The sequence below is a fragment of the Micromonospora antibiotica genome (genome assembly GCF_017599305.1).
Taxonomy (GTDB): Bacteria; Actinomycetota; Actinomycetes; order Mycobacteriales; family Micromonosporaceae; genus Micromonospora; species Micromonospora antibiotica.
On the sequence record NZ_JAGFWR010000010.1, the window covers coordinates 178769 to 203643 of the forward strand.

The window sequence follows — 24875 nt, forward strand, 5'->3', positions numbered from 1 at the left end:
GGTCACCTCCGACGAGGGCCCGGCCGCCCGTCGGGCGTGGTGATCCCGCAGGGACGGGGTCGGCGGTGCCGCCCCGGCGGGGGTGCCCGTCGGGCCGGGGGACCCACCTGGTTGGCTGCCGGACATGACCGGCAGCAGGATGCCCCGGCGCGGAAACACGGCGCACCGCCTCTACAGCGTCGTGGTGTTCGTGGTGCTCGCCTCGCTGGACAACGTGGCGATCGGCCTGGTGCCCCCGCTGTACGGGCCGATCTCCGGGGCGCTGGGGGTGCCGCAGCGGATGCTCGGCCTGGTCACGGCGGTGAGCTTCCTGGTCAGCGCGGTCGCAGCGGTGGCCTGGGCGTACGTCGGCGACCGGACCAACCGCAAGCCACTGCTGATGGTGGGCACACTGGTCTGGGCGGCCGGCAGCGGCGGCAGCGCGTTCGCCACCGGCTTCCCGACGTTCCTCGCCGCGCAACTGGTCGCCGCGGTCGGGTTGGGCGCGGTCGGCTCGGTCGGGTTCTCTGTGGTGACCGACCTGATCTCCCCGCGTCGCCGGGGGCTGGTGATGAGCTTCTGGGGGCTGTCCCAGGGGGTCGGCACCCTGGCCGGCACGCTCACCGGCGGGCTGCTCGGCGCGACCGACTGGCGACGCCCGTTCCTGCTGCTCACCGTGGTCGGTCTGGCCGCCACGGTGGCCTACCTGCTGACGTACGACATCCGGCGCGGGCAGAGCGAACCGGAGCTCGCCGGGGCGATCGAAGCGGGCGTCGAGTACGACTACCGGATCACCCGGGCCGACCTGCCGCGCATCCTGGGCCGGCGGACCAACCGCTGGCTGATCATGCAGGGCCTCACCGCGCAGGCGGCGTTCGGCTCGCTGGTGTGGCTGCCGGTGCTGTTCGCCGAGCGGGCGCAGGGGCAGGGCTACTCGGCGGCGACGGCGGTCGTGGTGGGCAGCGTCTTCGCCACCCTGTTCCAGCTCGGCGGGGTGTTCTCCATCGTCGGCGGGCTGGCCGGGGACGCGCTGCAACGGCGTACCCCCCGGGGGCGGGCCCTGGTCGCGGCGGTCGGCATCCTCGCGGCGCTGCCGTTCTACCTGGTGCTGTTCTTCGTGCCGATCCGGATCGACGTGCCCGACGGCGGCGGCACCGGCGCGGTGGTGGGTGCGGTGCTGGCCAGCGTGGTGACCGAGCCGACGGTCGGGCTGAGCCTGCTGACGGCCCTGGTGGCGTTGGCGCTGACCTCGGCGAACTCGCCGAACTGGTTCGCCCTGATCGCCGACGTCAACCCGCCGGAGCACCGGGGCACCGTCTACAGCCTGGGTAACCTCGTCAACGGGGTCGGCCGGGCAGCCGGCAACGGGCTGGTCGGAGCGGCCTTCCACGCGTTGCGGGTGGCCTTCCCGCCGCCGTTGAACTACGCGGTCGGGCTCGCCGCGTTCCAGCTCTTCTTCATCCCCACCGGGCTGATGTACTGGCTGGCCTCGCGCACCTCACCCCGCGACATCACCGCGGTCCGCGACCTGTTGCACGATCGCGCCGCCCGCCGCTGACCTGCCTACCGGGGCCTGCCTGGCGGGGTCCGCCTACCGGGGCCTGCCTGCCGGGGCCGGGTCGCGGAGGTGGGGTCGCGGAGGCGGGGCGGTCCGGCCGCCTCCGGCTTAGCTGGGCACGGTCGGACCGCTCGCGTGTGGTCGGGCCCGGTCGCGCTGTTCGGGTGTGGGCGGGCCGGTCGCGCGGCTCGCGCGTGGTCCGCGCCGTTCGGGTGTGGGCGGGAACGGGCCGTGTCGCTCCCGCTCGGTCGGACCGGGCAGGTACACCCCGTCGCGTCCTTTCGAGCTGATGACGTTGACGGATCACCAGCCAGCCCGAACGCGTCGCCGTCCGTGGCCCGTCGTCGTGCCTGAGAGACCGGTGCGGGCGGGACGGGACTTCCCGGCCGATCGGCTTGGGGCGGGCCTTCCGCCGCAGAGCTGCTGTCGTCACTTTGGTGGGTGCATGTCATCCGGGTCGGTGAGTCGCTGACGTCATCAGCTCGAAAGGACGCGACCGGCAGTACCCGGGCCCCGGTCCCGTCCCGCCCGGCAGGTGTCACCGGTGAGCCCGAGCGCCGGGCACCGCCGGGGAACTGCGCCGCCCGAGCGCCGGGCACCGCCGGGCGTTGCACCAACGGTGGATGCAGCGCCCGGCGGTGCCGGAGTGGGTCAGGAGTGCCGGACCCAGACCGTGACGTCGGTGGGAACCCGGCCGTCAGCGTCCAGCGGCGCGCTGCTGTGCAGCAGCTCCCCGGCCGGCGGCGGCACCGCGGCCGTGCCGAAGTTGGTCAGCACGGTCAGCCCGGCGTTGCGGAAGATCAGCGTCTCGTCGCCGGAGGAGAGCCACTCCAGGGTGCCCCTACCCAGGCCGTGCTCGCGGCGCAGCCGCAACGCGGTCCGGTACGTCTCGTACGTCGAACCGGCCACCCCCTGCTGCCGGTCCAGGGCGTACTCGGCCCACAGCGGCGGTTGCGGCAGCCAGCTGGCGTCGGTCGGGCCGAAGCCGTACGACGGGGCGTCGGCCTCCCACGGGATCGGCACCCGGCAGCCGTCCCGGCCCCGCTGGGTGTGGCCGCTGCGCTCCCAGGTCGGGTCCTGCCGGGCCTCGTCGGGCAGCGTGGTGTGCTCCGGCAGCCCCAACTCCTCGCCCTGGAAGAGGTAGGCCGAGCCGGGCAGGGCCAGCATCAGCAGGGTGGCCGCCCTTGCCCGGCGCAGGCCCAGCGCGGCGTCCGGCTGGGGGTCGCCGATGCCGATGCCGTTGGGTCGGCCGCCCTGGGCGGACAGGCCCATCCGGGAGGCGTGCCGGATGACGTCGTGGTTGGACAGCACCCAGGTGGTGGGGGCGCCGACGGCATCGGTGGCCTCCAGCGAGCGGGTGATCACCGCGTACTGGGCGGGGGCCGTCCAGGCGGCGAGCAGGTACTCGAAGTTGAACGCCTGGTGCATCTCGTCGGGGCGGACGTAGCGGGCGATCCGTTCGGCCGGCTCCACCCACGCCTCGGCGACCAGGATCCGCGCGCCGTCGTAGGAGTCGAGCACCTGCCGCCAGTCCCGGTAGATCTCGTGGACGCCGTCCTGGTCCCACATGGGTGGGCGCGGCTTGTCCGCCTCGTTGCCGGAGAGGATCTCCTGCGGCTCCTCCCAGTTGGCCAGGTCGGCCTGCTTGATCAGGCCGTGCGCCACGTCCACCCGGAAACCGTCGACCCCCCGGTCCAGCCAGAACCGGAGCACGTCCAGGAACTCGGCGCGGATCTCCGGGTTGTCCCAGTTGAGGTCGGGCTGGGCGGTGTCGAACAGGTGCAGGTACCACTGGCCGGGCCGGCCGTCGGGCTCGACGAGCCGGGTCCAGGCGGGGCCACCGAAGACGCTCTGCCAGTCGTTGGGCGGCGTCGCGCCGTCCGGGCCGAGGCCGTCGCGGAAGACGTACCGGGCCCGCTCGGGGCTGCCGGGGGCGGCGGTGACGGCGGCCCGGAACCAGCGGTGCGCCGACGAGGTGTGGTTGGGCACCAGGTCGACGATCACCTTGAGGCCCTTCGCGCGGGCCTCGGCGATCAGCGCGTCGGCGTCGGCCAGGCTCCCGAACAGCGGGTCGACGTCGCGGTAGTCGGCGACGTCGTAGCCCGCGTCGGCCTGCGGCGACGGGTAGAACGGCGACAGCCAGACGGCGTCGACACCCAGCTCGGCCAGGTGCCCGAGCCGGGCGGTGATGCCGGGCAGGTCACCGATGCCGTCGCCGTCGGAGTCGGCGAAGGACCGTGGGTAGATCTGGTAGATGACGGCTTCGGTCCACCATCCGTGGGCCACGCCCATGGACTGGTCCTGCTGCCTCGCGTCGGTGTTCAGAGCCTTCTCCCTGTGTCGAACGTGCCGTGCCGTGCGGGGGTGAATCCGTTCAGTGTGCCCGGGGAGGGGCGGTCGATTCCCGTACCACCAGCCGAGTGGGCAGGATCACCGGCGGCATCGGCGTGGTGCCGTCGCCGCCGGCCCCGCGGGGAGCCGGCACCCGTCCGGCGTACGGCTCGACGGTGCCGGTGCCCAGCGGATCGAGCAGCAACCGGGCGGCGAGGCGGCCCTGCTCGGCGGCGGGCTGGGCGATGGTGCTCAGCCCGAGCACGCCGGACAGGTCGTGGTCGTCCACGCCGATCACGCTGACGTCCTGCGGCACCCGCAACCCGGCGTCGCGCAGCGCGGTCATCGCGCCCATCGCGATCTCGTCGCAGGCGGCGAAGATCGCCGTGGGTGGTTCGCCCCGGGCCAGCAGTTCGACGGTGGCCTGGTTGCCGCCGTCGATGGTGAACTGTGACTCCATGTCCAGGCTGGGATCGGGGCGCAGACCCGCGCGGCGCAGCGCCTCCCGGTAGCCCCGACGACGGTCGGTGTGGGTGGTGAAGGCCAACTCGTCGGTCGGGTCGCCGGAGATGTGGGCGATCCGTCGGTGGCCCAGGTCGAGCAGGTGCCGGGTGGCGGTCCGGGCCGCCGCGACGTCGTCGATCCGGACGCAGGGCCAACCCGGCACCGTGCTGCCGGAGCTGATGGTGATGCCGGGCAGGTCCAGCTCGGCCAGGGCGGTCAGGTCGGCCGGCCGCAGCGGGGTGGCGACCAGCACGATCGCGTCGACCCGCTTGTGCAGGTTGGCGGTGCGCAGCACCCGCTGCCGCACCTGCTCCCGCCCGCCGAGGTTGTAGAGCAGCAGGTCGTAACCGGAGTCGTGGAGGAACTCCTCGACCGCCTCGACGACGGTGCCGAAGAACCAGCGGGTGATCCGGGGGACCACCACGGCGACGGTGCCGGTCCGGCCGCCGGCCAGTCGGGAGGCGCTCGGCGACACCGCGTACTGGAGCTGTTCGGCGGCGGCGAGCACCCGGCGGCGCGTCGCGGCCGACACCGTCGGCAGGCCGCGCAACGCCCGTGAGACGGTGGCGGTGGAGACCCCGGCCAGCCGGGCCACGTCGTCGATCCTGGTCACGCTGTGGTTCCCCCGCTCCGCGCCGCCCTCCGCCGCCGCCCGGTGCTGCCGGGCGGCGGCGAACGGACCTCAACCCTTGACGCTGCCGGCGAGCAGACCGCGCACGAAGAAGCGCTGCAACGACAGGAACACGACAAGCGGTACGACGATCGAGACGAACGCGCCGGCCGTGAGCCGCTGCCACTCGTTGCCCCGGGTGCCGGCCATCTCGGCCAGCCGCACGGTGAGCGGGGCGGTCTCGTTGCCGCCCCCGGCGAAGATCAGTGCGACCAGCAGGTCGTTCCAGACCCAGAGGAACTGGAAGATGCCGAAGGCCGCCAGGGCCGGGGTGATCAGCGGTAGCACGATGGTGCGGAAGATCTTGGGGTGGGTGGCCCCGTCGACCCGGGCCGCCTCCATCAGGTCCCGGGGCAGCTGCGAGACGAAGTTGTGCAGCAGGAACACCGCGAAGGGCAGCGCGAAGCAGGTGTGCGCGAACCACACCTGGGCGAACTTCTGCTCGTCCACCAGGTTCCAGGCCGGCATCAGCTGTACACCGGCCACGGTGACCCCGGTCGAGAAGAACTTCAGCAGCGGCACCAGGGCCATCTGCAACGGCACGATCTGCATCGCGAAGATCGCGATGTAGAGCCAGTCCCGCCCCCGGAAGTTGATCCAGGCCAGTGCGTACGCGGCGAGCGAGGCGAAGGCCAACGGGAACAGCACCGAGGGGATGGTGATGGCCAGCGAGTTGATGAAGTAGCTGGCCAGCTGGCCCGACGAGGAGGAGGAGCCGAAGAGCACGTCCTGGTAGTTCTCCAGGGTGAACTGCGGGTCGGTGAAGAACGTCCACCAGCCGGTGGACTTGATCTCCGCCTCGGGGCGGAACGAGGAGATGAACAGGCCGAAGGTCGGGATCGTCCAGAGCAGCGCGATCACGATCGAGACCAGGGTGGCGGTGCGGCTGTTGAGCCGGTTACGGACCCGGCCGGCGGTGGTGGTCGGTTTCCCGGCGGCCTGGGCCCCGGCTCCGACGGTGGGCGTGGCGGTGGTCATCTCAGCCCTCCCGCTGTTGACGCAGGTTGCGGATCTGGTAGATCACGATCGGGATCACCAGGATGAAGAGGAAGACCGCCAGGGCGGAGCCCTGCCCGTTCTCGCCGTACCGGAACGCCTGGTTGTACATCTCGTTGGCGATCACGCTGGTGTCGTAGTTGCCGTTGGTGGCCGTCCGGACGATGTCGAAGACCTTGAGCGTGGCGATCGACAGGGTCACCACCACCACGATCAGCGCCGGACGGATGCTCGGCATGGTGATCTGCCAGAACATCTGCCACGGGCTGACCCCGTCGAGGCGGGCCGCCTCCACGATGTCCGCCGGGATCGCCTTGATCGCCGCGGAGAGCACCACCATGGCGAAACCGGCCTGGATCCAGACCATGATGACGATGAGCAGGAAGGTGTTCAGCGGTGAGTCGAGCAGCCACTGCCGGGGTTCTCCGCCGAGGCTGACCACGACCTGGTTGAGCAGGCCGATCTGGTCCTGGTCCTCGCTGCGGTAGGCGTAGACGAACTTCCAGATGATGCTGGCGCCGACGAACGAGATCGCCATCGGCAGGAAGATCAGTGACTTGGCGATGGACTCGAACCGGGCCTTGTCCACCATCACGGCGTAGAGCAGGCCGAAGCTGGTGGCCACCAGCGGCACCAGCAGCACCCAGATCAGGGTGTTGAGCAGGACCCGGACGATCGAGTCCTCGGAGAACATCCAGCTGTAGTTGCTCAGCCCCACCCAGTCTTTGCTGCCGGCGTCCATGAAGGAGAGCAGGACGGTCCGCAGCGCCGGCACCACCAACCCGATGCTGAGCAGCAGCAACGTCGGCAACAGGAAGAACAGCGCGAACAGCCCCTCCCGCGGCTTGCGTCGGCGGGGCAGTGGACCACCGCCGGTCGAGGCGGCGACCAACTGCGCCTCCCGACGGCGGGCGAACCAGGCCGGCACCACGTCGAGGAGCAGGAGCAGACCGCCCACCACCGCGACGAAAGCGATCAGCCCGTACATCAGCATGAGGAACTTCGGCTGTTCCTCAGCGAAGTCGAACTCCATCGACCCTCCCTCTCAAGGGTTCGTTACCCGACGGTGGCCCGGTCCGTCACCACGGACCGGGCCACCGTCTCAGCTCACTTCCAGGTGCTCTCGATGCCGTTCAGCACCGTGTTGGTGTCCTTGCCGTTGATCCAGTCGACCATGCCCTTCCAGAAGGTGCCGTTGCCGACGGCGGCCGGCATCAGGTCGGAACCGTCGAAGCGGAACACGGTCTTCGGGTCCTGGAGGATGCCCACGGAGAGCTTGTCCACCGGGTTCGGGACGTTGGCCAGGTCGAGCTTCTTGTTCGCCGACACCCAGTCACCGATCTTGGCGCGGCTGTTGGCGTACTCGCCGGAGGCGAGGTAGGTCTGCACCGCCTGGACCTCGGGACGGTCGGTGAAGGCCGCGACGAACTCGCCGCCACCCAGCACCGGCTTGCCCTTGGCCGGGTCGATGGACGGGAAGTAGAACGCGAAGACGTCGCCGTCCTCGGCCACCTTGGTGCCCTCGGGCCACTGGTTGGCGTAGAAGGACGCCTGCCGGTGCAGGGCGCACTTGCCGGTGGTGATCGGCACGCCGGCCTCCTGGAAGGAGGTGGTGGCGATGCTCTTCACGCCGCCGAAGCCGCCGTTGACGTACTTGTCGTTCTTGAGGATCGTGCCGGCCCGGTTGAGCGCGTCGACGACCTGCGGGTCGTTGAACGGGATGCCGTGGGTGGTCCACTTGTCGTAGGCCTCGGGTCCGGCCGTACGCAGCAGCACGTCCTCGATCCAGTCGGTGGCCGGCCAGCCGGTGGCGTCACCGGACTCGATGCCGGCGCACCACGGCTTGGTGCCGCTGGCCGCGATGGTGTCGGAGAGCTTGATCAGCTCGTCCCAGGTGGTGGGGGGCGTCCAGCCCTTCTCCTTGAAGGTCTTCGGCGAGTACCAGACGAACGACTTGACGTTCGAGCCCAGCGGGGCGCCGTAGAACTGGCCGTTGATGGTGGTGTACTTCAGCCAGTCGGGGGAGTAGTTCGCCTCGGCCTCGGTCTTGGTGGCGGCGGAGACCGGCTTGAGGTTGCCGCCGTCGACGAACCGCTTGATCAGGCCCGGCTGCGGGATGAAGGCGATGTCGGGCGCGTTGCCACCCTGCACCCGGACGGGGAGCTGGGCCTCGAACTCGCCGGAGCCCTCGTGGTCGATCTCGATGCCGGTGCAGTCCTCGAACTGCTTCCAGGACTGGGCCAGCCGGTCGGCCTCGATGTCCCGGATCGACGAGTAGGCGGTGACCTTCTTGCCGTCGAGGTCGCCGTACTTCTCATATGCGGCGCACTCGGCCGAGCCCGCGTCGCTGCTCTTCTTGTCGTTGCCGGTGCCACAGGCGGCGGCGCCGAGCGCCAGCCCCAGCACGCCGGCGATCGCGAGAGCCTGGCGTGATCTGGCAAACGCCATGCCGTTCTCCTTCCTTGCCGGCGCGCCCACAGGTGGGGGAAACCCGACGCCGGTCCGATGAGTCGTCCCCACATGTAAGCGCTTGCATCCCGATCGGTCCACCCCCTGGTGGACACGGCCCGGTAACAATCACGAAACCCTCTCACCGCAGGTGGGCGCGCTCCCACCCGTGGTCACCGAATAGGGGTGGGCAGGGGTCCATACCGCTTCCCATCGATGGCGATATCTGCCACCCTCAGGGCAGGACATCGAAGAATCTCTACATCGGAGGTGCTGGATGCGTAAACGGTGGTGGAGTCTGCTGGCAGCGTTCCTGCTGGTCACCGGAATCCTGGTGCCGGCCGGCCCGGCGTGGGCCGCACCTACGTTCAAGGTGCCCTTCCCCTGCAACCAGTCCTGGTCCGGCCAGACCCGGTCGGACCACAGCCCGGCGAACGCGATCGACTTCAACCGCACCGACGACGTCGGTGACCCGGTGGTCGCCAGCGCCCCCGGCACCGTCGACCGGGTGACCGACCTCGGCGGTACGAGCTACGGCAAGTACGTCCGGATCGACCACGGCGGCGGCTACACGACCTACTACGCCCACCTCAACGGCTTCAACGTCTCGGTCGGGCAGCAGGTCGGCTACGGCAAGGTGATCGGCTGGGTCGGCTCCACCGGCGGCTCCACCGGCCCGCACCTGCACTACGAGCAGCGCCTCAACGGCGACGACATCAAGGTCAAGTTCAACGGCACGGTCGCGCTGTACTGGGGCACCAAGACGTACACCAGCGGCAACGGCTGCTCCAGCGGCACCGGGTCGGGCACGGTCGACACCGCCGGCACCCCGCTGACCGTGCGGTCCGGGCCGGGCACCGGCTACGCCTCGGTCGGCACGGTCGCCGACGGCACCAAGGTCACCATCGGCTGCCAGACCAGCGGCACCACGGTCACCGGCACCTACGGCACCAGCGCGATCTGGGACCGGATCGGCTCCGGCCGGTTCATCGCCGACGCCTACGTCTACACCGGCCACGACGGCTACATCCCGAACGTGCCCCGCTGCTGAGACCGGACCCGTCGGGCCGGGGGCGGACCCGCCCCCGGCCCGACGACGACCCCCGGGTCGCCCCGGGGCGGCGACGTCAGCTGTTGAGCTGCCAGATCGAGAAGTTCAACGCGGCGGCGAAGGTGACCCAGGCCCAGTAGGGCACCATCAGGGCCGCCGCCGGCCGGGAGATCCGCCAGAAGGTGACCACCGTCACGGCGATCGCCAGCCACATCAGCACGATCTCGGCGAAGGCCAGCCCGTAGCGGCCCGCGCCGAAGAAGAGCGGGGTCCAGATCGCGTTCAGCACCAGCTGGACCACCCAGGCCCAGACCGCCGGGCCGAAGCCGACCCGCCGCCAGACCAGCCAGCCGGCGACCGCGATCATCGCGTAGAGCAGGGTCCAGACCGGGCCGAACAGCCACGAGGGTGGGGCCCAGGCCGGCTGGCGCAGGGCGGCGTACTCGTCGCTGGTGCCGGACACCCCCAGCCCGCCGATCGCGGCGGCGACGGTGACGGCCGCGCCGAAGGCGAGCAGCATCCACCAGGTCCGCGCGGTGCCGGTCCGCCGGTCGCTCCGGGTTGTCTCCATGGTCAAGATATTTCCCCGGTACGCCCCGGCAAAAACCCGCCCCCCCCGGCCCGGCGTGGGCCGGCCCGGTCGCGTCACCGGGCGGCGGTCGCACCGGGCGGGGCACCACCCCCGCACAGCATGACGCCGGGGTCGTCGATGCCGGAGGCCCCTGTCTGGGAGGACGGGGCTTCCGGGGGCGACGACCCCGGCGGGTCAGGTGCGGGTACCGGCGTCAATTGAAGATGCTGACACCACCCGGGCCGACCAGAAGGCCGACCACGATGAGGACGATGCCCCACAGGATCTGCCGGCGGAACAGCGCGAGGATGCCGGCGACCACGAGTACGACTGCGAGAATCCAGAGAATCAGCTCCATGGCTGCTGAATACCCGGCGGCCCGATCCCGAAAACCTGCTTCTCAGTCGATTTGATCTCCCAGGTGGAAGACGCTGTACGCCTGCTTGATCACCGGATGGGCGACGTTGCGTACCCGCACCCCGCCGGGGGTGACACCGCGTTCGGTGCCGGCGTGCGCGTGGCCGTGCAGGGCGAGCGCCGTCGGCGCCGAGTCGATCGCCTGGCCCAGCTGGTACGACCCGAGGAACGGGTAGATCTCCAACGGTTCACCGGCCAGGGTGTCCGGCACCGGGGCGTAGTGGGTCAGCGCGACGAGCAGGTCGCAGTCCAGCCCGCGCAGCGCCTCACCCAACGCCGCCGCGCTCTCGTTGCTGGTCCGGACGAACGACTTCATCTCCGGCTCGCCGAAGTCGCTGGCGCACCGGCCGGCGAACCCGCCACCGAAGCCCTTGACCCCGGCCACCCCGAGCCGGCCGCCGGGGCACTCCAGCACCGTGCCGGTCCCCTCCAGCACGGTGATCCCGGCATCCTCCAGCACCTTGACCACCTGCGGCACCTGGTCGCACTGGTGGTCGTGGTTGCCGAGCACGGTGACCACCGGCACCCCGAGGCCGCCGAACTCCTGGGCGACGCAGCGCGCCTCGGCCTCGGTGCCGTGCCGGGTCAGGTCACCGGCGAGCAGCAGCACGTCGGCGCAGTCGGGCAGCTCCTCCAGGGCCGGGCGGAACCGGCCCAGCACGTCGGCGTCCAGGTGGACGTCGCCGACGGCGGCGATCCGGATCATCGGGTCCTCCTCACGGCAGCTCCTCGACCTGGGCCGGCGCCTGGGCGCGGATCACCCCGATGTCGCTGGTGATCGCCTCGTCCGGGAACCGTTCGGCCACCCGACGCAGGATCTCGGCCCGCCGTTGCGGGCTCTCCACCTCGCCGGTGAGGACCAGGCCGCGTTCCCGACGGGCCACGGTGATGCCCTGTTCGGCGACGTCCGGGTCCTCGGTCAGCAGCCGTTGGATCGCCGCCTCGACGTACTCGTCCGGCGGGCCGGCGCTGTGCTCGGTCACGGGGTCTCCCTCTCCTCGGGGATACGGGCGTACGGCACCGGCGTCCCCCCGTACGGGACGACGTCGAGCCGGTCCAGCAACATCAGGAACGCTTCGGCGTACGGCGAGTGCTGGGTCTCCTTGCGTACCCGCTCCCAGTCGATCTGTTCGCGCAGCGACCGGGCCAGCGGCAGGCCCCGGGCGAAGTCGCAGTAGTGCTGGGAGAAGCTGAGCAGCTTGTGCACCATCAGCCGGGTCGCCGACAGCACCGGCATCCGGATGGCGTCCACCGGGCGGATCACGGTGTCGGCGAGGGTCTCGTGCGTCACCGGGGTCTCCACCGGCCGGTGGATCAGGTCCACCATCCGCCCGTCGTCGTAGACCTTGACCAGCCAGTCCTCCGGCGGGCGTTCGGCGGTGAAGCCCTCGTCGGTCAGCGCCTCCAACGCCCGCTCGACGTGCTCCTCGGGGAGCAGGAAGTCCACGTCGTGCTCGCTGGAGTGGCCGCCGTGCGCATAGACGGCGAAGCTGCCGCCGAGCGCGAAGGGGATCTCGTTCTGCTTGAGCACGGCGGCGACCCGCTTGAGGGTGTGCAGGAGGCTGACGTCCCCGCGCTCGGCCATCTGGTCTCTCCCGTCGTGGATGGTCGGTGGGAAATGACGTTGCGTACCCGGCTGCCCGCCCGCCCACACCTGGGCCGGTGGACCGATGCGGTCATCGCGCCCACCGGGGACCCGATCGGGCAGCGGGTGTGCGCGGGTCGGATAGTCTGTGCAGGGTGGCCAGATCACGGCGCGCGACCGACGGTAGGCCCCGACTGCGTCGCGTCGCGTTGATCGGCATCGACGGTTCGGGCAAGACCACCCAGGCGCACCGGCTCGCCGCCGCGTTGACCTCGGCCGGGCGGCCGGCCACCTACCACCGCAACGCGAGCGGTCGGCGTTGGCTCGGCCGGGTCGCCCACCGGTTCGGCCGCTCCGACGCACAGGGGCTGGTGGGCCGGGACGGGATGCTCGCCGTGGAGTCCGTGCTGCGCTGGCTGGCGATCGCCGCCGCGCTGCTCAGTTGCCTGGTGACCGGGCGGACCGCCGTGATGGACCGCTACTCCGCCTGCCAGTACGCCAGCATCCGGGCGCACGGTGGCCAGCGGTGGGAGCGGCTGGCGCGGGCCGGCTACCGGGTCTTTCCCGCGCCGCAGGTCACCTTTCTGCTCACCGTCGACCCGGTCGAGGCGTACCGGCGCATCGAGCGACGGGGTGAGGACCACGAGACGATGGGCTGGTTGACCGCCGCCGACGCGGCCTACCGGTCGTTGCCCGAGTACCCGGGTTTCGTGGTGGTCGACGCGGGAGGCGGGCCGGACGAGGTGTCCCGGCGGATCCGGGCGCACCTGGCGCGTTGGCTGCCGCCGGAGGAGGGGGCCGTCCCGGTGGCCGTCGATCCGCCGGACGACACCGGACCGTCCGCCCCGGCGACCGACGGCGTCGGGCGGGAGCCGGTCGCCGCCCAGGCCCGACCGTAGACCGAGGCGATTCCACCGGACCGGCCGAGGTGCGTCAGGCTGCGCAAATGGGAGTCTGTGCCGGAACGCCCCCGGTGCCGGGGGATACTTCCTGTCGGATACGCGCGGTCATGGTTGACGGCTCGCGGCTCATGAAAGTAAGTTTCATCCGTGGCGAAGAGTCCGAAGATTTCTGTGAGTCACGAGCCGGGTGGGCTGATCGTCCACATCAGCGGCCTGCTCCCGTCGCTGTCCCCCGCCGAGCAGCGGGTCGCCCGCCTGGTCGTCGCCGACCCCGCCGACGCCGCCCGACGGACCATCACCGACCTCGCCACCGCCGCCGAGACCTCCGAGGCCACCGTCATCCGGTTCTGCCGGTCCGTCGGCATGGACGGCTATCCGCAGCTGCGGATCCGGCTCGCCGCCGAGGCCGCCCGCCGGATCGAGCCGCCGGACGCCCGGGTGGTCGGTGGGGACATCCCGCCCGGCGCCGACCTGGCCCAGATCATCGCCACCATCGCCTTCAACGACGCCCGGGCCGTCGAGGAGACCGCCCAGCAGCTCGACCCGGCCGTCTGCGAGCAGGTCGTCGAGGCGATCGTCGGCGCGGGCCGGATCGAGGTCTACGGTGCCGGCGCGAGCGGGTTCGTCGCCTCCGACTTCCAGCAGAAGCTGCACCGCATCGGCCGGATCGCCTTCTCCTTCCCGGACGTGCACACCGCGCTGACCTCCGCCGCGCTGCTCGGCAAGGGCGACGTGGCGGTCGGCATCTCGCACACCGGCACCACCTCCGACGTGATCGAGGTGCTCGAACAGGCCCGCACCCGGGGCGCGGTCACCGTCGCGCTGACCAACTTCCCCCGTTCGCCGATCACCGAGGTCGCCGACTTCGTCCTCACCACCGCCGCCCGCGAGACGACGTACCGCTCGGGCGCGATGGCAAGCCGGCTGGCGCAGCTCACCGTGGTCGACTGCCTCTTCGTGGGGGTGGCCGCCCGGAACCGGGCACGGGCCCGCCGGGCGCTGGAGGTCACCGCCGAGGCGGTGCGGACACACCGGGTGGGCGGCAGTCGGAGGCGTTCGTGACCACCGGCCCGACCCGGCCGGACGACACGGTGGAGCAGCAGGGCACCGAGGGTGTGGTCGACCTGCGGCCGGTGGTCCGGGTCGGTGCGCCCACCGAACGGCGCAACCCGCACAGCACCGATCTCGACCTGATGTCGACCCGCGACGTGCTCACCGTCATCAACGACGCCGACCGGAAGGTGCCCGCGGCGGTGGCGGCCGTGCTGGACGAGATCGCGGTGACCGTCGACCTCGCGGTGACCGCGCTGCGCGGCGGGCACCGGGTGCACTACTTCGGCGCCGGCACGTCCGGCCGGCTCGGAGTGATCGACGCCGCCGAGCTGGCCCCCACCTTCAACTCGCCGCGCGGCTGGTTCTGCGCGCACCTGGCCGGTGGCCCGGACGCGATGTGGCAGGCCGTGGAGGACGCCGAGGACGACCTGCGCGGCGGCGCGGCGGAGGCCGCCCGGTGCGTGGCCGCCGGGGACCTGGTGGTCGGACTGGCGGCCAGCGGGCGCACACCGTACGTCCTCGGTGCGCTCGGTGCGTCCCGGGAGCGCAGCGCCTCGACCGTGTTGCTCTGTGCCAATCCGGAGGTCCGAGCAGCCGGCGAGGTCGACGTGGTCATCGGGGTCGACACCGGCCCCGAGGTGGTGACCGGTTCGACCCGGATGAAGGCGGGCACCGCGCAGAAGTTGGTGCTGAACACCTTCTCCACGGCGGTGATGGTGCGACTGGGTCGGGTCTACTCCAACCTGATGATCGACATGGTGGCCACCAACGCCAAGCTGCGGGGCCGCATGATCTCCATCCTGATCGAGGCGACCGGGTGCACCGAGGAGGTCTCCCGGCGGGCCCTGCACGAGGCCGACGGCGACCTCAAGACCGCACTGGTCTCGCTGCTCTCCGGCGCCGAGATCGCCGTGGCACGGGCCGCGCTGGCCCGTACCGCGCACCAGGTCCGTGGCGCGATCGCCCTGCTCGCGTCCTGATCCGTCCCGGTTCCCACCCCCGTGCCGTTCCCGACCCCTGCCGTGGCGTCCCACCGGCCCGGACGCCGGGCCGCAGTGATGGAGAACACCGTGCCACCGGGACGTCCGTCACGACGCCGATTGTTGTTCGGGGCGTGGGGTAATCCAGGAGTGCCGGATGAACCAACCGGTCCACCGGCCCGTATCTGGCAGTGACCGGGATCGCCGTCGGACGGTGACGAGGGTCGCTCCGGGTCGGAGTGTCGCAATGGCGCGACACTCGGAATTCGGTCGGCGACACCACGTCCCACCAGCGCCGACCCGGAGGACGTCAGCAGTCCCACGGGGAGGCTGACAGCAAACGTGGACCGGGCTTTCAGCTGGCACTCAGGCATTCGTGACACTTTCGACTCACGACATGGAATCCCCGACCCGTCCGAACTGTTGTGCAGGTGTCAGCACCGGCTGGGCAGCGGGGGAGGGCTGATGGACGTGGGGATGGCAAGGAACCGGGCAACCGGCGCGAGCGAGGGGACCGTGGACACCGTGGACAAGAACATCGGCATGCGAACCGACGAGGTCGCCGAGGAGCGTGACCTGGTCGGCGTCTACCTTCACGAGATCTCCCGGACGCCACTGCTGGACGCCGCCAAGGAGGTCGACCTCTCCAAGGCGATCGAGGCCGGGCTCTACGCCGAGCACCTGCTCGGCGAGGACCGGGTCCCCGACGGGGCCGACCGGGACGACCTGGAGCGGCTGGTCGTCGAGGGGGAACGGGCGAAGGATCTCTTCATCCGGGCCAACCTGCGGCTGGTCGTGTCGATCGCCCGCCGGTACGTGCGGTCCGGGATGCCCATGCTGGATCTGATCCAGGAGGGCAACACCGGTCTGGTGCGCGCGGTCGAGAAGTTCGACTACGAGCGGGGCTACAAGTTCTCCACCTACGCCACCTGGTGGATCCGTCAGGCGATCAGCCGGGCGATCGCCCAGCAGGAGCGTACGGTGCGGCTGCCCGTGCACCTGGTCGAGGACGTCAACCGGATGCGCAACGTGGCCCGCCAACTCACCCGTGAGCTGGGCAGCGACCCGGAGCCGGAGCAGATCGCGACGGCACTGGGCGTCACCGTGGAGCGGGTCAACGAGCTGCGGCGCTGGTCGCAGGACACCGTTTCGCTGGACACCCCGGTCGGCGACGACGGTGACACCAACCTCGGTGACCTGGTCGCCGACAGTGACGCCCCGTCGCCGGAGGACATCGTCCTCACCGGGTTGGAGCGGCAGCGCATCGAGGGTCTGCTCAACCACCTCGACGACCGGTCCGCCGGCATCATGCGGGCCCGGTACGGCCTGGAGGACGGGCGGGAGCACTCGCTGACCGAGGTCGCGTCGCGCTTCTCGCTCTCCCGGGAGCGGATCCGGCAGTTGGAGATCCAGGCGCTCGGCCGGCTGCGCGAGCTGGCCCGTGCGGAGGGCCTCCAGGCGGCCTGAGTCGGCCCGGTCGGGCGTACCACCCCGACCCGAACCGAGCGGCCCGTCAACGGTCTGAGCTGGTAGTAATGACGGCGAACGGCCGGCGTCCGATAGGGGGACGCCGGCCGTTCGCCGTTGCCGTACCGGTCAGCGGACCCGACCGTAGCCGGCGATGCTCATCATGTTCATCTTGCGTTTGAGCACGTTGCGGCCCGCGCTCGGCGCGTCGATCACCTGACCGTCGCCGACGTAGAGGGCCACGTGCCCCAACCCCGAATAGAAGACCAGGTCACCGGGGCGTAGCTCGCCACGGCTGACCCGGGAGGTCGCGTTCCACTGCATCGCCGCGTTGTGCGGCAGCCGCTTGCCGGCGGACCGCCACGCGGCCAGGGTCAGGCCGGAGCAGTCGTACCCGTTGGGTCCTTCGGCCCCCCAGACGTACGGCTTGCCGATCGCGCCGTAGGCGTACCGGACGGCGGCTCCGGCGCTGCCGGAGACGGCCGGTGCGTCGGGGGTGTCGGCGGAGGCGGAACTCTTCGGCTTCTTCACCGGTGCCTCGGTCGCCCGACCGTACGCCGCCCGGCGCATCTCGTAGAGCTCCGCCAGGTCCTGCTCGATGCGCTTCTTGGTCTTGGCGACCGCCCGGGACTGGGCGGCCTGCCGGGCCAGGGTGCTGTCGAGGCGGGCCTTCTGGTCGAGCAACGCCCGCTGGTCGGCGGTGTACCCGTCGATCTGCTGTTGGCGGTGCCGGGTGAGCTGGTCGAGGGTGCCGAGCCGGTCGACCAGCGAGCCGCCGGCCGGGTCGAGGATCGCCTCGGCGGTGCGCAGCCCACCGGTCTTGTAGGCGGTGGCGGCGATCTGCCCCACGGCGGCGCGGCTCTGCGCGGCCTGGGCCTCCAGCGGGCCGATCCGCGCGTGCAGACCGGCTGCGGTGGCCTGGTTCGTCTTGATCTCCTCGTTGAGCTTGTTGTACGACTCGACGATCCGTTCCAGCTCCGCCGAGGACCTCTCGATCCGGGCGGTGAGGTCGGCGACCGACGGTTCGGCCCGGACCGGCGCCGACGGGGCGATCAGCGCGGCCGACAGGCCGGCGACCGCCAGGGTTCGCAGCAGCATCCGTAAGGACGACAAGAGCGGAAGACTCCTCTCCCACCGGTCACCGGAGGATGCTGAGCCCCCGGTGACACCGGCCGGGCCCGTCCGGATGGACGGCCGTTTACCGTGCCGGCCCGATCAACCTAACCTGTGGCGGGAGTGACGCGCAGACAAAGCCGCGGCGAATGTTGGCGGAGCGCTGCGGCGGGTCGTTGTGGCAGGTGACGCCGGTGGTGCCCGGCGGACGACCGGGAACCGACTTCTGAGTGGTTGGCGAGGAAGGTCCCATTCGTCGTTCCAGACGGATGCCGGCGTGGATCGAGACGGTAAAGCCGGATAAAACCGAATTGGTGGTCAGATGCCGGCGGTCGGGTAGGTGGCGCTCGTCGGAACTGTCGGAAATCGGAGCGCGGGCCGGGCGTGCCGGCAACAGAATGGAGCCCCGGCCGGGAATCCCGCCGTGCGCAGATGGCGTCGCGGTAGGGTCCACCGGCCCCGCCGGCCCCCTGGGAGGACGCCGTGCAGGCAGACCGCACCAGCACCCGACCGCCGCCACGCTGGTCCCGACCGACCACCCTGCTGTACGCCCGGCCCGGGATCGTGGTGACCACCGAACGGTTCACCGCCGGCCGGAGCAGCTACGCCGTCGCCGACCTCACCCACCTACGGACCGGACGGGGCCCGCACGACCGGCTCGCCGCCCGGATCGTCACGCTCGCCGCCGTCGGCGCGGGCGCGGCCGGTGTGCTGCTCGGTTTCACCGGAGGGCTGGAGCGGCTCACCGCCGGGGCGTACCTGGGGCTGGGCGCGGTGTGCCTGCTGCCCGTGCTGCTGGTGCTGCTCGGGGACCGCTGGCGGCCGCCGGCCCACGAACTGCACGGCCACTGCCACGGCACCGAGCTGCTGCTGTTCAGCAGCGACGACCGGGAGCAGTTCGACCAGGTGGTCGACGCCCTGCACCAGGCCCGCGAACAACACCGCTACCCCGACGCCGACGACCCGTCACCCACCACCCGCCACTGGCGACCGACCCGCTGACACCGGCCGCCGTCAGAGAGCCGCGGGCTCCGGCGTACGGGGGTGCGCGGTGGCCGCCAGCTCGCGGGTCACCTTCCGCTCCGCCACGAACGACACGAACGGCACCGTGCCGGCGAGCATCACCAGCAGCATCCGCTTCAACGGCCAGTCCACCCGACGCCCCAGATCGAAGGTGGCGGCCAGATAGAGCAGATAGAGCCATCCGTGTGCGGTGCCGACGACCGCCACCACGATCGGCTCGTCGAACGCGTACTTCAGTGGCATGCCGATCAGCACCAGCACGGCCAGCGCCACGCCCACGATCCAGGCGATCACGCGGTACCGGGTAAGGGCTCCGCCCACCGTCGTCCGTCCTTCCGACCGGCCTCAGCCGGGATAGTCGCCGGGCCTTGCGCCCGGATTGTCGTTCAACCAGGTCAGATAGCGGTTGTACGCGGCCAGGTCGGCGTCGTCCGCACCGTCGGCCGGGGCGGCCGGCACCCGGGCGACCCGCACCGGACGGCGTACCGTCGGGGTGGCCGGTCCGGGGGAGGACGCCCCGCCGGGGTCCGGCGCGGTGGTCGACGGCGACCCGGCGCGCGGACCACGCAGCGTGTGCCGGACCTCACGCCACCAGACGAAGACCACGAAGCCGGCGAAGATCGGCCACTCCACCGCGTACGCCCAGCTCAGCGTGTTGCCGGAAGCGGCCCGGCTGATCTGCCACCAGCCCAGCGCCAGAAAGCCCGTCACCAGGACGACCAGGGCCACGTGGCGGAGGATCCACGCCGGTGTCCAGAGCCGCTTCATGCCGTCGAGGGTACCGGGACGGCACGCCGTCTCCGACGCGGCGTCGTAGCCAGCGCGCCGACGGGTTTGGTGACACCTGGGCTGGGCAACCGTCTAGACACCAGCCCAGTCGAGCCCGAGGGGGCGACATGACCGCATCAGCGCACCGGTCCGGCGACGGCAGCCCGGAGCAGCGCATGCCCGAGTGGGACGGCGACCACGTCCACCACCCGACCACCGTGCTCTCCGAAACCGACGGCGAACTGATCGGGGTGGACCCGGCCGAACTCGGCGACGACGACCTGATCCGCGAGTTGCAGAGCCTGCACCGCACCCGGCTCGACACGCTCCGGCACGCCGCCGACTCGGCGCTCGCCAACCACCTGCGGCGCACCGCCGAACTGGAGACCGAGTACCTGGCCCGGCACCCCGGCCGCGAGGTGGACCCGCACCGGCTGCGGGGGGCGTGATGGCCACCCCCGCCGAGCGCGGCATGTCCGCGCCGCCCGAGGTGGTGTTCAGCACCGCCACCGACCCCGACCGGATCGACGCCTGGTTGCCCGCGCCGCTGCGGGCCGACGGCGCGGCCCCGACCAGCCGGTACGACCACGAGTTACGGGCCCGCTGGGACGGCCCGGACGGGACGGCCGAACTGGAGGTCACCCCGGGCGACTCCGGCGGTGCCCGGGTGCGGCTGGAACTGCCCGCCGGGTCGGCCGCCGGGCTGGCCGACGAGTCCCTGGCCAACCTCGAACGCGAGGTCGCCGAGAACCTCACCGCGGGTTGATCCGACGGATGCCACGAACCGCCCACTGATGCGAACGACGAGCGAGGAGCCCCGGTGACCGACGGTGGTCTGAAGCAGAAGGTGGCGCGACTGCGCCAGGCGTACGCGCCGCACGAGCACCGGCCGCTGGGCGGCTACCTCGCCGCGATGGGCACCTACGCCGGGGTGACCGCGTCCATCGCGGCACTGGTGAAGGCGACCGGCCGGCCGGTGCCCGAACGACCCGCCCCGGGCGACGTGGTGCTGCTCGCCGTCGCCACCCACAAGCTGAGCCGGCTGCTGTCCAAGGACGCGGTGACCAGCCCGCTACGGGCCCCGTTCACCCGCTACGACCGCCCGATCGGCAGTGGCGAGGTGATGGAGCAGGTCCGCGACCAGGGCAGCTCCACCCGGCACGCGATCGGTGAGCTGCTCAGCTGCCCGTTCTGCCTGGCCGTGTGGGTGGCCACCGGGCTCACCGGCGGCCTGGTGCTGGCCCCCCGGCTGACCCGGCTGGTGGCGACCGCGCTGACCGCCGTCGCCGCGTCCGACTTCCTCCAGATGGGGTACGCGGTGGCACAGCAGGCCGCCGAGGGCGGCCGGCACGACGAGGGGTGACCCGTACACCCGGAAGGGGCCGGCGGATCGTGTCCGCCGGCCCCTTCCCGTCATCCGTCGCCACCCGCTCAGGTGGGGGTGGTGCCGTGGTCCTCGCCGGCCCAACCGCGCGACGCCTCCGGTTCCCGCTCGTCGGCGTCCGCGCCGGTGATCACGTCCCGGTCGACGGCGGTCCGCTCGTGCTCGTTGGCGAAATCCGGCTCGGGCAGGGTGTCCTGTCCCTCGGGGGGCTGGCCGAGGGCCGGCACCCGCTCGTGGTGTTCCTCATGGTCGGACATCTCGATCTCCTCTCGCCAGCCGGCGGCGTGACCCCGGCATCAGCTCGCCCCGGTGACGGCCGGTCAGCCTGCCGACCCACCCAGCAGGTCGGCCACCTCGTCGACCGCGTACTCCCCCTCGGGGAGGGCGGCGACCCGGGTGAGCAGCTCCGCCGGCAGGTCCGCGCTGACCGCCGAGCGGTAGATGTCGGCCTGGCTGAGCCGTTCCTGGCCGTGGTAGATCTCGTCCAGCAGCTCGTCGAGCTGCCGGAGGTCCGGCTGGTCGGTCCCGGGCAGGTCGCCGGTCATGGGCGCGTCGTCGGTCACCCCGCCCTGCTACCCGGGGCCGAAACGGTCAAACCCGTCAGGCCGGGGTGGGCAGGGTGGCCCGGCGGGCCCGGACGGCGGCCCCGAGGTGCTCCAGCACCTCCGCGGTGGTGTCCCAGTCGATGCAGGCGTCGGTGACCGACCGGCCGTAGGTCAGCTCCCGGGTCGGGTCCAGGTCCTGGCGGCCCTCCAGCAGGAAACTCTCCAACATGATGCCGACGATGCCGCGCTGACCGGCGGCGAGCTGGGCGGCCACGTCGGCGGCCACCCTCGGCTGGTTGCGGTGGTCCTTGCCGCTGTTGGCGTGGCTGGCGTCGACCACCAGCCGCTCCGGCAGCCCGGCCGCCCGCAGCAGGTCCAACGCCCCGGCCACCGACTCGGCGTCGTAGTTGGGTCGGCCCCCGCCGCCGCGCAGCACCAGGTGCCCGTCGGCGTTGCCCCGGGTGTGCATGATCGCCGGGGTGCCGGAGACGTCGATGCCGGGGAAGACGTGCGGCACCCCGGCCGCCCGGATCGCGTCCACGGCGGTGCCGATGCTGCCGTCGGGGCGGTTCTTCATGCCGATCGGCATGGACAGGCCGGAGGCGAGCTGCCGGTGCACCTGGCTCTCCACCGTCCGGGCCCCGATCGCGCCCCAGGCCACCGTGTCGGCGATGTACTGCGGGGTGATCGGGTCGAGGAACTCGCAGCCCACCGGCAGCCCCAACCGGACCACGTCGCGCAGCAGCGCCCGCGCGGTACGCAGGCCGGTGTTCACGTCACCGGAACCGTCAAGCGCCGGATCATTGATCAGGCCCTTCCAACCGACCGTGGAACGCGGCTTCTCGAAGTAGACCCGCATCACCACCAGCAGGTCGTCGGCGTGCCGGTCGGCGGCCTCACGCAGCAGGTGCGCGTACTCCAGTGCCGCCGCCGGGTCGTGCACCGAGCACGGGCCGACCACCACCAGCAGCCGGTCGTCGGCCCGGTCCAGCACCCGGCCGACGTCACGCCGACCGGCCAGCACGGCCGAGGCCAGCGGCGGGTCCAGGGGCAGCTCGTGCAGGAGCAGGGCGGGGGTGGTCAGCGGCACGACACGGTCGATCCGCTGGTCGATGACCGCGCCGTTGTCCGGGGTGGGCCCGTTGTCCGGGGTCGTCACGGTGGGAGTCCTTCCGCCGACCGTGCCCGGGGCCGGTGCCCGGGTCGAGCCGGCTGCTCGTAAACAGAAGGGCAGGAAGCTCAAGGCTCCTGCCCGGCCGGCTCGAAACGCGGTGACGTCAGCTCATGGTGAGGTCACCGGCTCCGCAGCCGGCTGCCTAAACCATCGATACGTACGCGTCACGCCGGCAAGCGTACCCGACCGGAGGCAAGGACTCATCCGCTCGTCGGCCCGTCCTCGTCTGACGTTCACCTCCGGCACCGCCACCGTCGGTAACTTCGGCGGCACCGCTCGCATCCCCCGGAGGTTCCGATGGACCGTCGTACCGTCCTGCGCGCCACCGTCGCCGGTGGGGCCGCCGCCTTCGCCGGCAGCCTCTGGTCCGGCGCCGCGTCCGCCGCACCGGCCCAGCCCGGCACCGGCCCCTACGGGCCGCTCGGCAGCGCCGACGGCAACGGCATCCAACTCCCCGCCGGCTTCACCAGCCGGGTGGTCGCCCGCTCCCGGCAGACGGTGCCCGGCACCTCGTACACCTGGCATCCCGCGCCCGACGGCGGGGCCTGCTTCGCCGCCGGCACCGGCTGGATCTACGTCTCCAACTCGGAGGTCACCCCCAGCGGCGGCGCGTCGGCGGTGCGGTTCGCCGCCGACGGCACGGTCACCTCCGCGTACCGCATCCTGTCCGGCACCAACCAGAACTGCGCCGGTGGCGCGACCCCGTGGGGCACCTGGCTGTCCTGCGAGGAGACCAGCCGGGGCTTCGTCTACGAGACCTACCCGCAGGGCGGCACCGCCGCGGTGCAGCGCCCCGCGCTGGGCCGGTTCAAACACGAGGCGGCGGCGGCCGACCCGGCCCGCCAGGTGATCTACCTGACCGAGGACGAGACCGACGGCTGCTTCTACCGGTTCCGCCCCACCGTCTGGGGCGACCTCTCCGCCGGCACCCTGGAGGTACTGGTCGCCGGCACCGCCACCAGCGGCCCGGTGAGCTGGGCCCGGGTGCCCGACCCGGACGGCTCGCCGACGGCCACCCGCAACCAGGTCGCCGGGGCGAAGCGGTTCACCGGCGGCGAGGGCTGCTGGTACGCCGACGGCACCTGCTGGTTCACCACCAAGGGCGACAACCGGGTCTGGGCGTACGACGCGGTCGGCCAGCGCATCGACCTCGCGTACGACGACTCGCTGGTGACCGGTGGCGCCGCCCCGCTGACCGGGGTGGACAACATCACCGGCACCCGCTCCGGTGACCTCTACGTCGCCGAGGACGGCGGCAACATGGAGATCAACCTGATCACCCCGAGCGGGGTGGTGACGCCGTTCCTGCGGATCACCGGGCAGTCCTCCTCGGAGATCACCGGGCCGGCGTTCTCCCCCGACGGCAGCCGGCTCTACTTTTCCTCCCAGCGCGGCACGGCCGGCCTCTCCGCCGGTGGCATCACCTACGAGGTACGCGGCCCGTTCCGTTCCTGACCCCGCCCGCCCCCGCCCCGCCTCCCGCCCTACGCCTCGCCCCGTCCACCCTGCGTCCCGCCCTGCCCCGCCCTGCGCCTCACGCCTCGCCCTGCCCCGCCTTTCGCCCTGCCCGCCCTGCGCGCCCCGCCCCGCTCCACCCTCGCGACCACCCTTTTGTCCGCCCTGCGCGCGGCCCCGCCTCCCGTCCCACCCGAATCCATGATCATCACGCGTGGTCTTCGTTGATGATCGTGCTCGAACCAGGATGTAGTGGCCTCGGGTCAGTGAGAGGCCACTACATCCTGGTTCGAGGGTGATCTTGGGCGGTGGGGTCACGGTGGGGGGAGGGGATGACCTTGGGCGGCGAGGGCGGGGCGGGCAGGGCGAGGGGCGGGGCAGGGCGAGGGGCGGGGTGGGCCGGGTTCGAGGCGGTGTCCGGGTGGCATGTGTGAAGGTTCGTTGCGGGTGGGGGAGTTTGTGGCGTGGCGGGGGCGTCGATGGGGTATCGACATCGACATGATGACCCACGAGCAGAGCGACCAGGAACGGGTGGAGTCCCGGGCCCACCTGCTGCCCGAGGAGGCGGCGGTCGGCAGCGACGACCCGCAGGCCCAGGCCGAGGCGATCCTCGCCGAGTCGGATCTCCGCGAGGCCGACCAGGGGGCCGCCCCCGACACGGTGCTGGAACACCGCACCTCCGAAGAGACCGTGCCCCCGATCGAACCCCCCGACTGACCCGCCCGACTGCCGCCAGACTGACCCGCCCGGCGCCCCGCCCCGCCCCGCCCCGGCCGCCGCCCTGTTCCTGTCCACGGCTCACCAGTCCAGTCCCGTCCTGATCCGCTCCGTACCGCGTTGGCCCGTTCCAGTCCCGTCCTGATCGAAAGCGGGAAGCGGGAAGCGGGATGGCCGGGGCGAG

General features: G+C 71.9%; 28 protein-coding genes. 12 read left to right on the forward strand and 16 right to left on the reverse strand.

What is annotated here, in order from left to right:
* Positions 1-124: 124 nt before the first annotated feature.
* Positions 125-1537: an MFS transporter gene (locus JQN83_RS18965; RefSeq protein WP_208568458.1), complete on the forward strand. Its 1413-nt coding sequence runs from the start codon at positions 125-127 to the stop codon at positions 1535-1537.
* Positions 1538-2188: 651 nt separating this feature from the next.
* On the opposite strand, the gene JQN83_RS18970 is transcribed toward JQN83_RS18965, so the two are convergent.
* The 5 genes from JQN83_RS18970 to JQN83_RS18990 all read right to left on the reverse strand — a co-directional run bounded on the left by JQN83_RS18970 (position 2189) and on the right by JQN83_RS18990 (position 8486).
* Positions 2189-3829: a glycoside hydrolase family 13 protein gene (locus tag JQN83_RS18970; RefSeq protein ID WP_208568459.1), complete on the reverse strand. Its 1641-nt coding sequence runs from the start codon at positions 3827-3829 to the stop codon at positions 2189-2191.
* An 82-nt stretch (positions 3830-3911) separates the two neighbouring features.
* Positions 3912-4985: a LacI family DNA-binding transcriptional regulator gene (locus JQN83_RS18975; RefSeq protein ID WP_208568460.1), complete on the reverse strand. Its 1074-nt coding sequence runs from the start codon at positions 4983-4985 to the stop codon at positions 3912-3914.
* 69 nt (positions 4986-5054) lie between these two features.
* Positions 5055-6020 carry a carbohydrate ABC transporter permease gene (locus JQN83_RS18980; protein ID WP_208568461.1) on the reverse strand — a complete coding sequence of 322 codons (966 nt, stop codon included), beginning with the start codon at positions 6018-6020 and terminating at the stop codon, positions 5055-5057.
* Position 6021: 1 nt separating this feature from the next.
* A complete protein-coding gene (locus JQN83_RS18985; RefSeq protein ID WP_208568462.1) occupies positions 6022-7071 on the reverse strand; it encodes a carbohydrate ABC transporter permease in 1050 nt (349 codons plus the stop codon).
* Between the two features lie 74 nt (positions 7072-7145).
* Entirely contained in the window at positions 7146-8486 is a 1341-nt protein-coding gene (locus JQN83_RS18990) for an ABC transporter substrate-binding protein (RefSeq protein ID WP_208568463.1), read from the reverse strand.
* Positions 8487-8763: 277 nt separating this feature from the next.
* On the opposite strand from JQN83_RS18990, the gene JQN83_RS18995 reads away from it, so the two are divergent.
* Complete coding sequence (locus tag JQN83_RS18995; protein WP_208568464.1) at positions 8764-9537, forward strand: M23 family metallopeptidase; 774 nt, start codon at positions 8764-8766, stop codon at positions 9535-9537.
* Positions 9538-9613: 76 nt separating this feature from the next.
* Here the strand turns inward: JQN83_RS18995 and JQN83_RS19000 are convergent, their stop codons facing one another.
* From JQN83_RS19000 to JQN83_RS19020, 5 genes are all read right to left on the reverse strand, one after another.
* Positions 9614-10108 (reverse strand): TspO/MBR family protein, encoded by a 495-nt coding sequence (locus JQN83_RS19000; protein ID WP_208568465.1) that lies wholly within the window; start codon positions 10106-10108, stop codon positions 9614-9616.
* A 214-nt stretch (positions 10109-10322) separates the two neighbouring features.
* Positions 10323-10466, reverse strand: a complete 144-nt coding sequence (locus JQN83_RS19005) for a GPGG-motif small membrane protein (protein ID WP_007464364.1) — start codon at positions 10464-10466, stop codon at positions 10323-10325.
* A gap of 42 nt (positions 10467-10508) precedes the next feature.
* Positions 10509-11231 (reverse strand): metallophosphoesterase family protein, encoded by a 723-nt coding sequence (locus JQN83_RS19010; protein ID WP_208568466.1) that lies wholly within the window; start codon positions 11229-11231, stop codon positions 10509-10511.
* Between the two features lie 10 nt (positions 11232-11241).
* Entirely contained in the window at positions 11242-11508 is a 267-nt protein-coding gene (locus JQN83_RS19015) for a hypothetical protein (protein ID WP_208568467.1), read from the reverse strand.
* On the reverse strand, positions 11505-12110 hold the full coding sequence (locus JQN83_RS19020; RefSeq protein WP_208568468.1) for a nucleotidyltransferase: 606 nt from the start codon (positions 12108-12110) through the stop codon (positions 11505-11507). Before JQN83_RS19020 ends, JQN83_RS19015 begins: the two co-directional genes overlap by 4 nt.
* Positions 12111-12265: 155 nt before the next feature.
* Between JQN83_RS19020 and JQN83_RS19025 the strand changes: the two genes are divergently transcribed.
* The 4 genes from JQN83_RS19025 to JQN83_RS19040 all read left to right on the forward strand — a co-directional run bounded on the left by JQN83_RS19025 (position 12266) and on the right by JQN83_RS19040 (position 16512).
* Positions 12266-13009, forward strand: a complete 744-nt coding sequence (locus tag JQN83_RS19025; RefSeq protein ID WP_208568469.1) for a nucleoside/nucleotide kinase family protein — start codon at positions 12266-12268, stop codon at positions 13007-13009.
* 150 nt (positions 13010-13159) lie between these two features.
* Positions 13160-14074, forward strand: coding sequence for a MurR/RpiR family transcriptional regulator (locus tag JQN83_RS19030; protein ID WP_208568470.1), 915 nt, complete (start codon positions 13160-13162; stop codon positions 14072-14074).
* A 71-nt stretch (positions 14075-14145) separates the two neighbouring features.
* On the forward strand, positions 14146-15045 hold the full coding sequence (locus JQN83_RS19035; RefSeq protein ID WP_208568507.1) for an N-acetylmuramic acid 6-phosphate etherase: 900 nt from the start codon (positions 14146-14148) through the stop codon (positions 15043-15045).
* A 477-nt stretch (positions 15046-15522) separates the two neighbouring features.
* Positions 15523-16512: a sigma-70 family RNA polymerase sigma factor gene (locus tag JQN83_RS19040; RefSeq protein WP_208568471.1), complete on the forward strand. Its 990-nt coding sequence runs from the start codon at positions 15523-15525 to the stop codon at positions 16510-16512.
* 129 nt (positions 16513-16641) lie between these two features.
* On the opposite strand, the gene JQN83_RS19045 is transcribed toward JQN83_RS19040, so the two are convergent.
* Entirely contained in the window at positions 16642-17625 is a 984-nt protein-coding gene (locus JQN83_RS19045; protein WP_208568472.1) for a C40 family peptidase, read from the reverse strand.
* 483 nt (positions 17626-18108) lie between these two features.
* Here JQN83_RS19045 and JQN83_RS19050 point away from each other — a divergent pair, with 483 nt between their 5' ends.
* On the forward strand, positions 18109-18627 hold the full coding sequence (locus tag JQN83_RS19050) for a DUF6232 family protein (protein WP_208568473.1): 519 nt from the start codon (positions 18109-18111) through the stop codon (positions 18625-18627).
* A 12-nt stretch (positions 18628-18639) separates the two neighbouring features.
* Here JQN83_RS19050 and JQN83_RS19055 read toward each other — a convergent pair whose 3' ends face one another.
* Together JQN83_RS19055 and JQN83_RS19060 are read right to left on the reverse strand one after the other, a co-directional pair.
* Positions 18640-18969 (reverse strand): DUF3817 domain-containing protein, encoded by a 330-nt coding sequence (locus JQN83_RS19055; RefSeq protein ID WP_208568474.1) that lies wholly within the window; start codon positions 18967-18969, stop codon positions 18640-18642.
* A 24-nt stretch (positions 18970-18993) separates the two neighbouring features.
* The gene (locus tag JQN83_RS19060; RefSeq protein WP_208568475.1) at positions 18994-19416 is read right to left on the reverse strand and encodes a hypothetical protein; all 423 of its coding nucleotides are present in this window, start codon (positions 19414-19416) and stop codon (positions 18994-18996) included.
* 128 nt (positions 19417-19544) lie between these two features.
* Between JQN83_RS19060 and JQN83_RS19065 the strand changes: the two genes are divergently transcribed.
* The 3 genes from JQN83_RS19065 to JQN83_RS19075 are packed head-to-tail and all read left to right on the forward strand — an operon-like array spanning position 19545 to position 20779.
* Positions 19545-19865 carry a DUF6158 family protein gene (locus tag JQN83_RS19065; RefSeq protein WP_208568476.1) on the forward strand — a complete coding sequence of 107 codons (321 nt, stop codon included), beginning with the start codon at positions 19545-19547 and terminating at the stop codon, positions 19863-19865.
* Positions 19865-20182, forward strand: coding sequence for an SRPBCC family protein (locus tag JQN83_RS19070; RefSeq protein ID WP_208568477.1), 318 nt, complete (start codon positions 19865-19867; stop codon positions 20180-20182). The genes JQN83_RS19065 and JQN83_RS19070 overlap by 1 nt, the downstream gene beginning before the upstream one ends.
* A gap of 54 nt (positions 20183-20236) precedes the next feature.
* Positions 20237-20779: a DUF1360 domain-containing protein gene (locus JQN83_RS19075; RefSeq protein ID WP_208568478.1), complete on the forward strand. Its 543-nt coding sequence runs from the start codon at positions 20237-20239 to the stop codon at positions 20777-20779.
* Positions 20780-20847: 68 nt separating this feature from the next.
* Here the strand turns inward: JQN83_RS19075 and JQN83_RS19080 are convergent, their stop codons facing one another.
* The 3 genes from JQN83_RS19080 to JQN83_RS19090 all read right to left on the reverse strand — a co-directional run bounded on the left by JQN83_RS19080 (position 20848) and on the right by JQN83_RS19090 (position 22504).
* Entirely contained in the window at positions 20848-21057 is a 210-nt protein-coding gene (locus tag JQN83_RS19080; RefSeq protein WP_208568479.1) for a hypothetical protein, read from the reverse strand.
* A 63-nt stretch (positions 21058-21120) separates the two neighbouring features.
* Positions 21121-21363: a hypothetical protein gene (locus JQN83_RS19085; protein ID WP_208568480.1), complete on the reverse strand. Its 243-nt coding sequence runs from the start codon at positions 21361-21363 to the stop codon at positions 21121-21123.
* A gap of 37 nt (positions 21364-21400) precedes the next feature.
* Positions 21401-22504: a 3-deoxy-7-phosphoheptulonate synthase gene (locus JQN83_RS19090; protein ID WP_208568481.1), complete on the reverse strand. Its 1104-nt coding sequence runs from the start codon at positions 22502-22504 to the stop codon at positions 21401-21403.
* 312 nt (positions 22505-22816) lie between these two features.
* Between JQN83_RS19090 and JQN83_RS19095 the strand changes: the two genes are divergently transcribed.
* Positions 22817-23974 (forward strand): alkaline phosphatase PhoX, encoded by a 1158-nt coding sequence (locus JQN83_RS19095; RefSeq protein WP_208568482.1) that lies wholly within the window; start codon positions 22817-22819, stop codon positions 23972-23974.
* 447 nt (positions 23975-24421) lie between these two features.
* Positions 24422-24691, forward strand: a complete 270-nt coding sequence (locus JQN83_RS19100; RefSeq protein WP_307799436.1) for a hypothetical protein — start codon at positions 24422-24424, stop codon at positions 24689-24691.
* Positions 24692-24875: the final 184 nt, after the last annotated feature.

Coding starts and splice junctions, on each gene's coding strand:
- JQN83_RS19060 (WP_208568475.1), bottom strand. CDS start 19,416: ATGAAGCGGCTCTGGACACCGGCGTGGATCCTCCGCCACGTGGCCCTG.
- JQN83_RS19000 (WP_208568465.1), bottom strand. CDS start 10,108: ATGGAGACAACCCGGAGCGACCGGCGGACCGGCACCGCGCGGACCTGG.
- JQN83_RS18980 (WP_208568461.1), bottom strand. CDS start 6,020: ATGACCACCGCCACGCCCACCGTCGGAGCCGGGGCCCAGGCCGCCGGG.
- JQN83_RS18990 (WP_208568463.1), bottom strand. CDS start 8,486: ATGGCGTTTGCCAGATCACGCCAGGCTCTCGCGATCGCCGGCGTGCTG.
- JQN83_RS19080 (WP_208568479.1), bottom strand. CDS start 21,057: ATGTCCGACCATGAGGAACACCACGAGCGGGTGCCGGCCCTCGGCCAG.
- JQN83_RS19040 (WP_208568471.1), top strand. CDS start 15,523: ATGGCAAGGAACCGGGCAACCGGCGCGAGCGAGGGGACCGTGGACACC.
- JQN83_RS18985 (WP_208568462.1), bottom strand. CDS start 7,071: ATGGAGTTCGACTTCGCTGAGGAACAGCCGAAGTTCCTCATGCTGATG.
- JQN83_RS19070 (WP_208568477.1), top strand. CDS start 19,865: ATGGCCACCCCCGCCGAGCGCGGCATGTCCGCGCCGCCCGAGGTGGTG.
- JQN83_RS19010 (WP_208568466.1), bottom strand. CDS start 11,231: ATGATCCGGATCGCCGCCGTCGGCGACGTCCACCTGGACGCCGACGTG.
- JQN83_RS19065 (WP_208568476.1), top strand. CDS start 19,545: ATGACCGCATCAGCGCACCGGTCCGGCGACGGCAGCCCGGAGCAGCGC.
- JQN83_RS19095 (WP_208568482.1), top strand. CDS start 22,817: ATGGACCGTCGTACCGTCCTGCGCGCCACCGTCGCCGGTGGGGCCGCC.
- JQN83_RS18965 (WP_208568458.1), top strand. CDS start 125: ATGACCGGCAGCAGGATGCCCCGGCGCGGAAACACGGCGCACCGCCTC.
- JQN83_RS19005 (WP_007464364.1), bottom strand. CDS start 10,466: ATGGAGCTGATTCTCTGGATTCTCGCAGTCGTACTCGTGGTCGCCGGC.
- JQN83_RS18970 (WP_208568459.1), bottom strand. CDS start 3,829: ATGGGCGTGGCCCACGGATGGTGGACCGAAGCCGTCATCTACCAGATC.
- JQN83_RS19020 (WP_208568468.1), bottom strand. CDS start 12,110: ATGGCCGAGCGCGGGGACGTCAGCCTCCTGCACACCCTCAAGCGGGTC.
- JQN83_RS18995 (WP_208568464.1), top strand. CDS start 8,764: ATGCGTAAACGGTGGTGGAGTCTGCTGGCAGCGTTCCTGCTGGTCACC.